Consider the following 14223-nt stretch of genomic DNA (forward strand, 5'->3'; position numbering starts at 1 on the left):
CCTTGTCAATCAGCTGACTGTGGCCTCGATCCTTTTACAAACCATTGATCGATTTCATGACGAACCTGTGTCGGCTGTTCTAAATGGATACAATGTCCAGCATTAGCAACGACTTTGATGGTCATCTCTGGTTGCAGCTGCTTCATTTGGTGGGCGATTTTCCGAAACTTTAAATCTTTTTCCCCGGCTAAATAAAGAATTTCACAAGCTAGCTGCGGAAATGCCGACCAACAGCTTGGCTGTTTGCCAGTACCACCGTAAACCAAGCTTACTGCCAAGCCAAATTTATTTTGCTGCAAGCGTCCTTGCCGTACAGCAGCCTGCTGCACTAAGGGCAGCTCCTTTTGACTAGCAAACAACGGCAGTTCTTGCCAGTAATCGACAAAATCGACCATAGGCTCCCTTAGTAAGCGCAATCCTAAGCAGCGATCGTGCCGCTGACGAGCGAGTCGTTCTCCTGGATCAGCCAACCCGGGGGAACCACTCTCAAGCAAAAGATGGGTCACTGCAGCTGGTTCCTTGACTGCCCAGACAAGTGCGATTCGTGCCCCCATCGAGTAGCCATAAAGACCATAGCGTTCAATCCCTAACTTCGCTAAAAGCTGTGCGAGATCCTCCACCAGTAAAGGAAGTTCATAACGCATGGGATGGACATAAATCGATGACCGTCCATGTCCAATCAAGTCGACAGCCAATACATTATAAGAACCTTCCTCTACAAAAACCGGTCGAAAACTTTCCGAAGAACCCGTGAAGCCATGCAATGCCACAAGGGTTGGTAAGGCTGGTCGGTAAGGTTGCAACCACTGATAAAAATAACTGACGCCATTTATCGTGTCCCTCATTGCTGCGCTCCCGCCTCGCTAAACTGCTGTTGCAGTGCTTGCCAAGTGTTGACCGGATCTTTTTGCTCACCCTTCACTTCGATTATTTGAAAACGCGGCTGTTGGCTTGTTTCCGTTAAAATCGTTTGAAACTCTAGCAAAGAGGTCGGTGTGTGCCAATCTGCCTCATATAAGGCCGCCACTTTTTGAAACTCAAGGTCTAACGGCGTGCCAAAGAGCGGGACAAAGTCGTTTGGTTCTAAGGTGTTTTGTGACAAAAAGGAAAAGATCCCACCACCGTTATTATTCAGTAAAATGATCGTTACTGGCAATTGATACTGACGCAGTAGTTGTAGGCCGTTCATATCATGGTACAACGCTAAATCACCAATCAACAAGTAGGTAGGCTTTTGACTGGCTGAAGCAATCCCAGCTACGGTCGAGACAAGGCCGTCGATCCCATTGACGCCCCGATTTCCATACACTCGATAAGTGGAGGAAGTTTTGCTGCCGTAGCGATCAAAGAAACGGATCGCATTGCTGTTTGCCAAAAGAATTTGCGCTTCTTCAGGTAGACATTGTTGGAGCATGCGCACAGCGCTGCTCTCATCCCATTGTTTCAACTGCGGACTTGCAGCAATCACCTGATCTGCCCGCGCTTGAAGTGCTTGCCATTGTTGTTGCCACGCCGTATGTTTGACGATCGGCAACTGGGTGATGGCCACCACGAAAGTGCTGATCGCTGCTTCGATCAAATAGTTTGCCCGATGCAACTGGTCTTGCCACTGCCCCGATGGATCAACAAAGAGCCACGTCGTCGTATCCGCTGCTTTGTTCAACCATAACAGGACATTTTTAGTGACTGGTAAGCGACCAAAACGCACGACCACCTCTGGTTGGAAGGCAGAAGTCAATTGCGGGAAAATAAGATCGGCTTGACTGATAAATGTTCCTACTTTGGTACCGGCTGTCGCCAAATTGGTCAATGGATCGCCGACAATCGGCCAGCCTAATTTCTCTGAAAAAGCCAGCAACTGCTGCGCTTCTTCGATCGTAAGGCTTTCTCCAGCAATCAGAATACCTTTTTTATCAAAGTAAGGGGCTAGCTGGGTGATCATCTCTGCTGACAGCTCTTGTTGTGGTGCCAGATAGCTCACGTCTTGCTGAATACTGCATTGGCGACTAAAGTCAGGCAACAGCGGCTCCCGTAATGGAAAGTTGATTTGGACCGGGCCTTTCGGCTGTTTTTGCGCTTCGATCGTGCAAGTTGCAGCTTGCCAAAAACTATAACGCAACAAAGAAGGATCGTTTTCTGGCACGGTCATCTCTACCATCTTTTTGACGTGAGAGGCATACAAATTCTGTTGGTCCATCGCTTGTGGCGCCCCAACGCCCCGCAGTTCTGGTGGACGATCAGCCGTTAAGACGATCAGTGGCAAGTTGGTGGCTTCTGCTTCACAAACGGCTGGATAATAATTGGCTGCTGCAGTTCCAGAAGTACACAGTAAGATTGTTGGCTGGAGATCAACTTTGGACATCCCTAAAGCAAAAAAAGCAGCCGAACGTTCATCGACAGCCACCGTACAGGTGATCTCAGGATCACGATGCAATAGTAGCGCCAATGGCGTTGAGCGTGAACCGGGACTAATAACCGCTCGCTTCGCACCCGCTGCTTTTAGTCCTTGGATTGCCGCTAATAAATAGTCTGTCATGACTGTCTGGTTATTCATCTCCTAAGATCCCTCTCCTCATCGGTTGAAATTTTAACCGTGTTTCTTGACGTTCGGATTCCGCATCTGAATCGGCAACGATCCCACAGCCTGCATACAGCGTTGCTTGATTGCCGCTAAAGAATCCTGAGCGGATGGCCACTGCAAACTCGCCAATATCTTCTTGAATACCCAACCAACCGATCGGTCCACCGTACATCCCTCTGCTGGCTGGTTCATGGGTACGAATCCATGAGACGGCTGCTTCTTTCGGTTCTCCCCCCAATGCTGGGGTCGGGTGTAGTTTTTGCACGGCGCTCAGAAAGTTGACTCCTGCTTTTCTTTGCCCTGCTAAAGGAACAAACAAATGCTGAATGTCACGATTCTTGATGACGGAGCGGGCTTCTGATTGAAAACCGTCAGCTAACAAAGTAGCCAATGCCGTTTCCAAGCGATCGACAACTACTTGATGTTCATGGGTATTTTTTGCGTCCGCTAAGAGGGCTTGTGCCAGTGCCTCATCTTCTTCTTTGGTTTTGCCTCTTGGCGCGGAACCTGCGATACTTACCGTTTCAAATTGATCGACAGTCGCTTTTAGCAAGCGTTCTGGCGTCGCACCAGCAAAAACATGGCCCCCATGTTCGATGGCAAAAAGATAGGTATTCGGCTGCTGTTGCGCCAACCGTTGCAACACCGCAGCACTAATGATCGACTGCTTCGTTTCTATCTTCATTCTCCTTGCCAGAACCACTTTTTTCAACGGTGTTTCAGTCGAGCGAATGGCTGCCACTGTCTCTTCGACCGCTTGCAGCCATTGGGGCACCTCTAGTTCCTCTTGTGCCTGAAAAGCAGGCGTTTCTGCTACAAGACTCTTGTCCGGGTTGGCATTCAACCAGCTTGCGACTTTTTCCTGTAAGACAGCGACTTTTTGTTGTCGTTGTTCCTCGGAAGAAGCGGCTACTGTATAAACGACGCCACACTGATCGCCAGTTTTGCGGACCAGTATTTCTGGCAACGCAAAGAGACCGGCACCTAGCTCAGCCCAATCCTGACTGACTTCTGCCTGTTCATCAAAAGCAAAGCCCCCAACCAGCTGCGCCTGAAAAGGTGCCTCTGGTTGATAATGGGCTTGCTTTAAGAGAGAGCGGACTTCTGAAAAGTCTGCAAGTTTGGGTTGCGAAAAAGTGACTAACCAACCCAACCCTACCAGACTAGTCGTTTCATCAGGAGTACGCCAGAAATAGCGTTCCCCTTGATATTCTTGTGCCGCTGCATAAAGAGCCAGTAAGTCACACCTTTTTAAAGGCTGATACTCACTCAAATAGGTTTTCCCGGCAGCGATCGCTGCTTTATAATTACTTGATGATTTGCTGTTCAATGTAGTTCACTCTTTCTTCACTCAGCAATAGCCGTTTTAAAAGTTTGCCGCTTGCTGTGCGCGGCATTTCTCGCACGTGATAAAAACGGCGCGGAAATTTATAATGGGCGATCTGCCCTTCTAATGTATCCAACAAGGCTTGGAGTCGGACAGACTCATTTAACGTTAAATAAGCCGCGACAGATTGTCCCCACTCCTCGTCTGGTTCCCCCACCACAGCTGCCTCTTTGACCGCTGGATGCTGCAACAAGGCTTGCTCCACTTCTGCAGGATAGATGTTTTCTCCACCAGATATGATCAGTTCGCTTGCACGACTGACTACATACAAAAAGCCCTCTTGATCAAGATACCCTAGATCTCCTGTGGCAAACCAGCCCTCTTGGTCCCACTGCTGTGGACTGCGATCGTTTAAGTAACGGGTCGTGATCGCCGGTCCTTGCAGTTGGATCTCTCCGATCGACTGGGTACTTTCAGCAGTCCGATGATCTGCCATTTTCGCATCAACCGCAATTCGTAGATGGACACCTTGCAGGGGAACCCCTGAGGAGCCGATTTTTTCTGAAGCTTTTTCTGGCGGCAATGCCACCACTTGTGAACAGGTTTCTGTCATCCCATAGGATTGGATCACAGAAAGCTGTTTTTGCTGGCATTTTTCCAATATACTTTTGGCAATGGGCCCGCCGCCTAGCAGTACATAACGCAACGAATCAAAGCCTTGTTGGGGCACCAATGGCAGCAAATCTGTCAACATTTTCGCCACCAAAGAAACGATCGTCCCTTTTCCTGCCTCAAGATCTTTCGCCATTTCTCCAGCATCAAAGCGCTCATACAAACGAACACTCATTCCAAGTCGCAAGGAACGCAAGAGAATTGATAATCCACTGATATGATACAGCGGAACTGCACAAAGCCAACAATCCTCACTAGTGATCGTTAAGTTCTTTTGAGTCGCTTCGGCACTTGCTAGATGATTCCTAAAGGTTTGCGGCACACCCTTGGGATTGCCCGTCGTACCGGATGTATACATAATCGAAGCTACTTGTTCTGCTTGATAGATTGCTTTATTAGGAACAAACGAAGGATCAAAAGAACTGGCAAGAGCCTTCGCCTGTTCCATCGCTTGTCCAAAGGTCAGGCTGCGAACACCCGGGACCGCTGCCTGATCCGCCGTGATCACCCAGTCGCAGTGGGCATCTTGCAATTGGAAGGTGATTTCAGCGGCTGTCAATCGCGTATTCAACAGCTGGACTTCGATCCCCAACTCCCACAAAGCAAGGATCGTAAAGACCATTTCAGGGGAGTTATTGCTAAAAAGGGCTACCCGGTTTGGCAGAACAACGAATTGGGCTTGATAATAAGCAGCATAAGCATAAACCTCTTTTTGCAAGGCAGCAAACGACCAGCTTTTTTCATGCCAATAAAAAGCTGGTCGTTCTGGATGAAGTTGTGCTTGCCTTTGCAGCCAACTCCCAGTCATTATGGGAATTTAGGGAATTGGTCGAAGTCTGGTTGACGTTTTTCTTTAAACGCGTCACGACCTTCTTTGGCTTCATCCATCGTGTAATACAATAAGGTCGCATCGCCGGCCAATTGCTGAATGCCAGCTAATCCATCCGTATCGGCATTCATTGATGCTTTGATCATACGTAACGCCAACGGGCTCTTTTGCAGCATCGTTTCGGCCCATTCCATCGTTTCATCTTCTACTCGATCAAGAGGAACGACTGTATTGATCCAGTTCATCGCCAATGCTTCTTCGGCAGTATATTGTTTTGTCATGAACCAAACTTCCTTGGCTTTTTTATGTCCGATCGTCCGTGCAAGATAGCCCGAACCATAGCCACCATCAAAACTACCGACATTTGGTCCTGTTTGACCAAATTTAGCGTTGTCAGCGGCAATCGTTAAATCACAAACCAATTGTAAAACATTTCCGCCGCCGATCGACCAGCCTTTGACCATGGCGATCACCGGTTTTGGCAACGTTCGGATCAAGCGTTGCAGATCCAATACGTTTAAGCGAGGAACCTGATCTTCCCCAACATAGCCACCGTGACCACGGACTTTTTGATCTCCGCCTGAACAAAAGGCTTTGTCGCCGGCGCCTGTCAAAATAATCACGCCGATGCCTGGTTCATCGCGACTGATTGAAAACGCATCAATCATTTCAAACACCGTTTTTGGTGTAAACGCATTGTGGACTTCTGGGCGGTTGATCGTGATCTTCGCCACTTTTCCATGTTGTTCAAATAAAATTTCATCATATTCTTTTAAGGTTTTCCATTCTCTCATTACTTGTTCCTCCTCAATTCACATAGCTCTATTATACACATATCTAGTCGCTTTTCGTTAGAAATTGCTTTGGTTAAGGGAATTTCTTAAGACTTCTCCCCCTGTTGCTGTCTTTCTTAGAACTTCGGCTATTTCTACCAAAACTCGTGCTATAATCATGGTAACTTTCTTAGAAAAAGGAGCAAAAAATGAACTTACTAGAAGCTTTAGAAATCGAAGTAGAAGCAGCAACAGCCGATTTTGTTCGTTTACGGATGCCCATCAAAGAACAGCACAAACAGCCTTTTGGTCTCGTTCACGGTGGCATTAACGGCGTTTTGATCGAGACTGCCTGCAGCATCGGTGCCAATCAAGCTTTGGCTCAAGAAGAAGCCTTCGCCGCCGGCGTTGACCTACAAGTCAACCATCTAGCCGCCGCTCAAGAAGGAACCCTGATCGTAGAAGCTAGTCCTGATCGTATCGGCGCTCGTATCCAAACTTGGCAAGCCACTATTTGGTTAGCTAGCGGGTTAAAAACTGCCGTTGGTCGCTGTACCTTGACGACAGTGCGCAAATAATTCTTTTCGCTCCTGTGTTGTAAACACGGGAGCATTTTTGGCCTGCTTTGAAGAAAGATGCCATCAGTTAACCCCTTATCAAAGATATTCTTTCATTATAAAGATATTGAGAATATGAGCGTAGTTTTTTCAAAAGGTACGTTGTTTTTTTACAGAATAGGGGTCTTTCGTTATAATGTAGCTAAGAAAGCGAGGCTTATTATGAAAAATAACCGATTGATCCACTTTTTAGGCGGCAAAACAAGCTATTATGTCTTAGGACTGATTATCTTGTCGGCAGTTGCTGTCTTTTTGCTAAATCAGATTTCTTTTTTATTTACACCCTTTTCAGCCATACTTACAGCTATTATCCCACCCTTTTTATTTGGGCTGATCCTTTACTATCTGTTTAACCCGGTAGTCGATAAATTGGAATCGAAAAAAATTCCCCGCAGTGTTTCGATTGCTGGGATCTATCTGTTGATTCTTTTGTTGATCGTCTTTGCTGGTTTCCAGCTTTACCCGATTTTGGAGCAGCAAACCACCGATCTGATCAACAGCTTACCGAGTTTGGTCAGTGACTTTGAGAAAAACGCGACCGCCTTTTTAGAAAATACCCCATTTCAAGATGAGATGGCACAAATTACAGACACACTACAAAATATCACCAGTAATATCATGAGTTTTATTGGAGACTATTGGCAAACTGGTGCCGCTGGGCTCAGCAGTTTGTTTTCAACCATTTCGACCTTGTTCATCGCTTTGTTTACGGGACCGATCATTGCCTTTTTCTTATTGCGCAACCCCAACAAGTTTTATTTTTCAGTTCTCTCGTTAGTGCCACCACGTTTTCGCAAAGACTTTAATGAAATCGTCAAGATCTCTGACATACAAGTCGGTGCCTTTTTGAAAGGACAAATCATTTCTTCCTTGATTTTAGGGGCGATCTATTGGGTCGTTTTCCTATTGATTGGCTTAGAGTATGCCAGTATTCTGGCGATCGCCGCTGGTCTGCTTTGCATCATCCCCTATATTGGTCCTTTTATCGTCTTTTTCCCGGGACTTTTCATTGCCGCACAAGACTCCACCGGGATGTTGGTTAAATTTTTGATTGCTTGGTTTGCTGTACAGTTGCTTCATGGGGATTTAGTCGTGCCCCGTGTGATGGGTGACCGATTGAAAATTCATCCTATTACGATTCTGGTTGTTTTATTAGTGATGGGTGATTTGATGGGGATCGTTGGGGTGATTTTCGGGATCCCAATTTATTGTCTGCTAAAAGTTCTTGTCGTTTACGTGTTCCGCAAATTCAAGCAGCGCTATAACCGCTATTACGGTCAAGAAGGCAAATACTTCCACAGTGCCTTCACTAGCAAAGATTACCTAGGTGACGAAGACAAAGACCCCAAGAAAAAAGCCTAAAAAAACTGTCGCGAATCGTTGGTTCGCGACAGTTTTTTGGTCTATTTTATTTCATCTCATGTTCCAAAAAGAAATGATAGAGCGCCCCTAATAAGTTGGCATCGTTTTGAAATTTGCACGCTTGGATCTCCGGCTTCGTCAAAGTCTGCTGCAAAATCGGTAAACTAGCTAGCAGTTGCTGATACTGACGGTCGATTTCTTCCACCACGATCGCTTGGGCACTGATGCCCCCGCCAATCACGAAGCGCTCTAAGTCGATCACGGCTTGAACATTGAGCATGACACACGCGATTTCTCGGCAATACGCTGTAAACAGCGCCCAGACCTGTGGTTGTTTCTGATTGATGGCGTCAAAAACTGCTTCACCATCCGCAAGATCAGCTAAGCCTAGCAGTTGGGCGCTGCGACGAATCATGGCGACCGCTGAACCGCTAAAACCTGCCAATTGCTGCAGGGTCAATCCCTGATTGACTGGTTGCTCAGCGTTTTCTTGAGTGTCACTTCTCTTAGTGGCATTTAGTAGAAAACTTAATTCCCCGGCTTGAAAATGTGCACCTTGGATCAGTTTTCCCTCAACGATTACGCCACCGCCCAAACCAGTACCTAATGTTATGGCAGCTCCGTTTTGAATCCCTTTAAGGTTTCCTAGCCACCATTCAGCTAATGCGGCTGCTTTGCCATCGTTGGTCACAGCAAGCGGCATTTGATACTTTGCCAGCAGCTGTTTTAAGGAGACTCCATCTAAAAAAGGCAATGCCCCGCCAAACGAGATTGTCCCTGTCTCTGGGTTGACTTTTCCCGGGGTACTAACCGCAATGCCCCGAATGCTTCCATGAACGTCCTCAACGATCGTTTCAATCCCCGTCAAAAATTCCGCAAGACTTTTCGGCGTATCCATCCGTCCTCGTGTCAGAATATTCCCCGAACGATCAATGACAGCCGATTTGATTTTCGTGCCACCGATGTCGATGCTTAAATAGTTTTTATTCACTGAATCCCACCTTCTACTTCTACTGCCCATCGCAGGACGGTTTTGGCTTTATCTGGTGAGACTTTTCGCGGATCAGACAAATAGATTTCTCGATGCTGGAACGTGTCCATCGTTGGACGGATCACTAACTGCTCTTGTTTTAACAGCTCCTTCATTTGCGCAAATGTTTCCGCTTCAGTATCAAAAGAGCCTGTATGCATTGCTTGCAGACACAGTCCTTCTTCATAACGTTCAAAGATGAGCTTCTCTAGATTTGGATTGTCTTTCTTCTCTTTGACTGCCAAGAGCTGTTCTTGAAACAGTGTTTCCGTGACTGGATCTGGTTGGCGAATCATGATTTTATAGATCAATTCTTCTTTGTTGATGGCACCCTCTGGCTTTGTCAGAGAGGTCCACACGCCTTCCAAAGGAAAGACCGTGTATTCAAAGGGTTCATTGCCAAAAGCCCCTTTTTTTAACCCCATCCTGAGTGAATAAGAAATCGTATATAAAGCGGCGATTTCTTCGCTGAATTCAGGACGATTCGGATCGCCGCTGCCGCTCAAACTGATAAATTGATACGTTGGCACCTCGATCACTGTTGGTTTTTTGGGAAGATAAAGCTCTTTTTCTAGTTTGCGCCATTCATACTTCATAAAAGACCCTCCTCGATTTGCTTTTCTTTATTTTACCATGAATCACTTGAGCCGAACGAATGAAATATAGACTGTTTAAGTGAAGGAAAATAACTTGGTCAGCACCATTTTCATACTGAAACTAGTTTGACATTACAGAAATTTCTCTATCTTCCTTGCCTTCGCTCATTGTTTTACTATGGCAATCTCCTTTCTTCTATCTTTTCAAATACAAAAACTGCAGAAATCAATTCAAGAAGAGAGTGATTTCTGCAGTGATCGAGCCTCGGCTCTTTTTTTATTGTCTTACAGCCTCATTAGCAGCAAAGCGTTTTGAAAAATGTTGTTCTAATCGCTTTTGACCGGCTTCAATCAAAATGCACAACAGCCAATAGATGATGGCAACTAGCACGTACATGGACATGTAATCAAAAGTTCGTCCGCCAACGATCTTGGCTTTTTGAAAAATATCAGGAATCGTGATCATTGCTGCCAAGGAGGTTCCTTTCAACAAATCCATTGCCACATTACTCAATGCCGGTACAGATATACGAAAAGCTTGCGGCAAAATAATCAGACGCATCGTTTTCGTAAATGATAACCCTAACGCATAGGCAGCATCAAATTGCCCACGATCCACTCCAGCAATTGATCCTCGGTAGATTTCCCCGATAAATGCGCTGCTGGTCAATGTAAAACAGATGATCGCAGCACTAAGCGCCGACAATTGATAGGGCAAACCAAAATAAAGGAGGAACAACAAGACCAACGCTGGGACGCCTCTTAGAAATGAGAGATAGCCCCGCACGAACCCTCTAATGATGGGGTTTTCCAGCATCCCTAAGAAGGTGAGCATGATCCCTAAGAGGTTGCCACCTAGAAAAGAAACGACAGCAATGCCGACCGTATAGGACAAGCCCGACAGCAAATAGGGCAATGAGTCCCACATCAACGGCAAATCAAGGGTTGGAATATACATTAGTCTGTTTCAACCGTTTGGATCGCTTGATCAGATTTTACTGAAATATCGGTTTGAAAATACGTTTCTGCAAGTTCTTTTAAACGGCCGTCTTCTTTCATTTCTGCTAAAACAGCATCCACTTTTTCCTGCAATGCTTTATGATCCTTCACAAATAAGAAGCCCGTTTCATTCGGATTAAAGTAGACATCTTCTAAAATTTTTACAGGGATATCTTGCAAAGCAGCAACCGCCATTTTTTGCAAATAGTAATCATTCAAGATCACATCCGTTCGACCATTCGCAACATCTGTCAAATACTGATCATTCGTTGCGTTGTCGTAAGTCACTAATTCTGCCCCATAAGATTCGGCTAAGCGCATGTAGCTGGTATTCGGTTCACCAGCAGCTTTTTTGCCATCCAAATCTTCTAAAGAAGCAATCCCTGAGTCATCACTTTTACGCACGATCATACTATCGAACGAGTATTTGATAGGCGTTGAGAGACTGAATTTTTCCGCCCGTTCATCCGTCAAACCAAAATCGTTGGCAGCAAAATCGGCTTCTCCACGTGTTAAAGAAGAAACTTGTCCATCGACATTGTACTCTTTAAATGTGATCTCTACGCCTAATCGTTTGGCGACTTCTTTTGCCACATCGACATCATAGCCCACTAATTCATTTTCATCGTTATAGTAAGACGATGGATACAAGGTTCCCGAAGTAGCAACAACCAATGTTTTGGCTTCTTCCACCTTGCTTAGACTTGAGTCTTCTTCCGTTGGTTTGCTGCAGGCACTTAACAGGACCCCCGTAAATAAACCTAAAAAGCCAACCATTGCAACGATTTTCCCTTTTCTAACTTGTTTCATAATATCCTCCTCTTAGTTTCCTTGTTTTGGCAACAGAAATCGTTGCTGTGTTTCAAATAAATAGCCGACTTGGAAAAGCAGATCTTCTCTGCCTTTAGACGCCATAAATTGGATCCCTAGCGGCAACCCTTCCTCGCTAAGAGCAGTTGGCAAGCTGATGGCTGGCTGCCCCGTTAAATTGGCTAATTGAGTGTAAGGTGTCAGAGTATAGCTCTTGGCAAACATTTCTTCGATCAACTCACCCGCAGCACTTTTTCCAAGCGATTCGATCTCATGCAGTCTTTGGCGAATGCTATCGCTTTGTAAGTCTTCCTCGATCAAAGGGGCTGGAAAAGCCGTCGTCGGTGTTAAAAAGAGATCATAGGTCGAAAAGACTTCTTCCATTTTTTCTGCCAGCTGATCCCACCACTGCAAGGCAAGAACGTAATCGGCGGCCGGCAGTTTTTTGCCATATTGGTAAAGTGCCCAGGTCATCAATTCCATCTCTTCCCGTCTGACCGGTTCTTGACGAGCAGCATCGATCTCAGCAAACATCGCAGCTGTTTCGCCACCATTCATGGCGTAATAAGTGGTCATCATTTGCTGACCATCCACTGGATAGCCCACTTCAACGACTTCGTGCCCCTGCTTTTCTAAAAATGCGGCTGCACTTCGGACTGCTTGGATGGCAGTTTCAGACACTTGGCCACCGGTCGGCGATGCGGTAGTAAAAGCAACCTTCAACCGCGGTTTTTGACTCGCTTGCTGATGATACCATTCTACTTGCGGTGCCTGATAAGGGGCTGCCGGCTGTGACGTCCGCAACGCATAAAACAACTGTTCCGTATCACGCATGGAAAGCGTCAACGCAAAGTTGATGGAAGCGCCTTGCCAGCTGCGCCATTCACTAGGACCCACTGGCATCGTGCCACGAGTTGGCTTCAAACCGATCAATCCGCTAAAGGATGCTGGAATGCGGATCGATCCGCCGCCATCACTGGCACCCGCAATCGGAAACATCCCCGAAGCCACTGCCGCTGCCGCACCACCACTGGAACCACCAGCTGAATAGGCAGGATTCCACGGATTACGCGTAGGCCCATACAATATTGGATCAGTGATGTTTTTGAATCCAAATTCTGGTGCATTGGTTTGCCCTAACGGCACAAAGCCCGTCTCTTCTAAACGAGAGACAAAATGAGCCGTGCGGCTGGCTCGTGCTTTAGCAAACAGTTTGGCTCCTGACGTTGCTGGCCACCCTGCTTTGTTTTGGCCGAGTATTTTTAACGGCATGGGTTGTCCCCCAAAGACCGTTTTTTGAAGATGCTGCTCGTAATGCTGGATCGCTGCTTGCGGATCAAATGTTACAAGCGCATTCAAAAGCGAATTTTGTTGATTGACTTTTTCTTCGATCATCGCCACCCGCTCTGCAAAGCTGATTTGTCCTTGCCGCAATTGTTTCGCCCAATAGGTCGCATCTTGCATGCTTGCCCCTCCTTTTCCTCAAAACCTCAAACAATTATCTAAACTGTAACACATGAAAAATTCTTCTTTATATAGACTACAATATACCAAACACTAGGAAATCTTTCAACAAAAATAGAACAGTTTTTAAACCTGTATCATATTGTTATCAAACGTTCCCATCTTTTTACTACCAGTTGTCGACCAATGCTTCTTCTTAGCTGTCCCCATCATTACCTAACAAAAACGGCACATCGCCAAACGATGTGCCGTTTTGATTTACTTGTATTTTTCTTCCAGCTTGCTCATCCAAAGACCTAACCAAGCCCCCAAGACAAACAAGATAATTCCGATGACGGCTGTTACCCAAGTAAAGCCGCTATAGTTTGCCACCGGAGGAATCACGATCAATATCGTTGAGGCAATAACGATCCCTAAAATGAAGTGATAGACTTTTGAATGATAATGGCTCAATAGCCACTCCATCAATTTCGAAAACAGCAGCATCACTGCCAAGCCGCCAATGGCGATCGGTAGAAAGACCCCCATGATGTCAAAGCTCTTAAAGCCTTTCAACATCGGATCATAAAGGCCCAAAACGAGCAAAAGGTTTGAAGGACTCAAGCCGGGAACCAAAACACCTAACGCGATCAGACCGCCGGCGATCACAAAACCAATGAAATTGGCAGGGATCGTTCCTAAGATATCGCCCATAAAATAGAGGAACAAGAAGCCGATGACCATACTGCCGAAGAACCAAAGCAGGTCGCCGGTTGTCCGTTTGCTTTTCAAGGTCGATTCTTTAGCAAGTGCTGGTAACGTCCCAATAATTGCCCCCGCAAAGCCCCACAAAACGATGATTTGATAGTTTTGCAGCAGCCACTCTAATGGCTTTGATAAAAGCCCGATCCCTACGATTCCCCCGATCCCTACTGGCAGGAAAAAGAGGAGATTCTCTTTAAAATTCTTCGTCAGATGTGCCATAAAGCGCAGCATCCGCTCATAAATGCCTAAGATGGCTGCCAATACGCCACCTGAAACACCAGGCAAGATAAAGCCCAAGGCAATCACCACGCCTTTAAGAAAACGTGACAAAATACTTTCGTTTCTCTGTTTTTCCATTTACAATTGCTCTCCTTAGCGATGGTTTTCACCAATCGTTCTTTTTTCATCAATCCCTTTAA

At 46.1% G+C, this 14223-nt stretch carries 13 protein-coding genes; 2 read left to right on the forward strand and 11 right to left on the reverse strand.

Annotated elements, in window-relative coordinates; genetic code table 11:
• Positions 1-5 precede the first annotated feature (5 nt).
• Genes menH through menB form a run of 5 tightly spaced genes read right to left on the reverse strand, consistent with a single transcriptional unit; the run spans position 6 to position 6203 of the window.
• On the reverse strand, positions 6-845 hold the full coding sequence (gene menH / locus IGI86_RS12685) for a 2-succinyl-6-hydroxy-2,4-cyclohexadiene-1-carboxylate synthase (protein WP_086332644.1): 840 nt from the start codon (positions 843-845) through the stop codon (positions 6-8).
• Positions 842-2554, reverse strand: a complete 1713-nt coding sequence (menD, locus tag IGI86_RS12690; RefSeq protein WP_086332645.1) for a 2-succinyl-5-enolpyruvyl-6-hydroxy-3-cyclohexene-1-carboxylic-acid synthase — start codon at positions 2552-2554, stop codon at positions 842-844. The genes menH and menD overlap by 4 nt, the downstream gene beginning before the upstream one ends.
• Positions 2547-3911 carry an isochorismate synthase gene (locus IGI86_RS12695; protein ID WP_086332646.1) on the reverse strand — a complete coding sequence of 455 codons (1365 nt, stop codon included), beginning with the start codon at positions 3909-3911 and terminating at the stop codon, positions 2547-2549. The genes menD and IGI86_RS12695 overlap by 8 nt, the downstream gene beginning before the upstream one ends.
• A complete protein-coding gene (gene menE / locus IGI86_RS12700) occupies positions 3889-5388 on the reverse strand; it encodes an o-succinylbenzoate--CoA ligase (RefSeq protein ID WP_086297834.1) in 1500 nt (499 codons plus the stop codon). Before menE ends, IGI86_RS12695 begins: the two co-directional genes overlap by 23 nt.
• Entirely contained in the window at positions 5388-6203 is an 816-nt protein-coding gene (menB, locus tag IGI86_RS12705) for a 1,4-dihydroxy-2-naphthoyl-CoA synthase (RefSeq protein ID WP_005228595.1), read from the reverse strand. Before menB ends, menE begins: the two co-directional genes overlap by 1 nt.
• 188 nt (positions 6204-6391) lie before the next feature.
• On the opposite strand from menB, the gene IGI86_RS12710 reads away from it, so the two are divergent.
• Both IGI86_RS12710 and IGI86_RS12715 read left to right on the forward strand, forming a co-directional pair.
• Positions 6392-6760: a PaaI family thioesterase gene (locus IGI86_RS12710; RefSeq protein ID WP_005234285.1), complete on the forward strand. Its 369-nt coding sequence runs from the start codon at positions 6392-6394 to the stop codon at positions 6758-6760.
• 201 nt (positions 6761-6961) lie between these two features.
• Entirely contained in the window at positions 6962-8161 is a 1200-nt protein-coding gene (locus tag IGI86_RS12715) for an AI-2E family transporter (protein ID WP_034878389.1), read from the forward strand.
• Between the two features lie 46 nt (positions 8162-8207).
• Here the strand turns inward: IGI86_RS12715 and IGI86_RS12720 are convergent, their stop codons facing one another.
• From IGI86_RS12720 to IGI86_RS12745, 6 genes are all read right to left on the reverse strand, one after another.
• Complete coding sequence (locus tag IGI86_RS12720) at positions 8208-9152, reverse strand: ROK family protein (RefSeq protein WP_005234281.1); 945 nt, start codon at positions 9150-9152, stop codon at positions 8208-8210.
• Positions 9149-9787 carry a GyrI-like domain-containing protein gene (locus IGI86_RS12725; protein ID WP_430617339.1) on the reverse strand — a complete coding sequence of 213 codons (639 nt, stop codon included), beginning with the start codon at positions 9785-9787 and terminating at the stop codon, positions 9149-9151. Before IGI86_RS12725 ends, IGI86_RS12720 begins: the two co-directional genes overlap by 4 nt.
• A gap of 277 nt (positions 9788-10064) precedes the next feature.
• Complete coding sequence (locus tag IGI86_RS12730) at positions 10065-10745, reverse strand: amino acid ABC transporter permease (protein WP_005234278.1); 681 nt, start codon at positions 10743-10745, stop codon at positions 10065-10067.
• Entirely contained in the window at positions 10745-11596 is an 852-nt protein-coding gene (locus IGI86_RS12735; protein ID WP_430617340.1) for a transporter substrate-binding domain-containing protein, read from the reverse strand. Before IGI86_RS12735 ends, IGI86_RS12730 begins: the two co-directional genes overlap by 1 nt.
• Positions 11597-11608: 12 nt before the next feature.
• The gene (locus tag IGI86_RS12740; protein ID WP_430617341.1) at positions 11609-13060 is read right to left on the reverse strand and encodes an amidase; all 1452 of its coding nucleotides are present in this window, start codon (positions 13058-13060) and stop codon (positions 11609-11611) included.
• Positions 13061-13318: 258 nt separating this feature from the next.
• Complete coding sequence (locus tag IGI86_RS12745; RefSeq protein WP_010749839.1) at positions 13319-14161, reverse strand: DUF368 domain-containing protein; 843 nt, start codon at positions 14159-14161, stop codon at positions 13319-13321.
• Positions 14162-14223 lie beyond the last annotated feature (62 nt).

The organism is Enterococcus sp. AZ188, from assembly GCF_050544075.1.
GTDB classification, from domain to species: domain Bacteria; phylum Bacillota; class Bacilli; order Lactobacillales; family Enterococcaceae; genus Enterococcus_D; species Enterococcus_D entomosocium.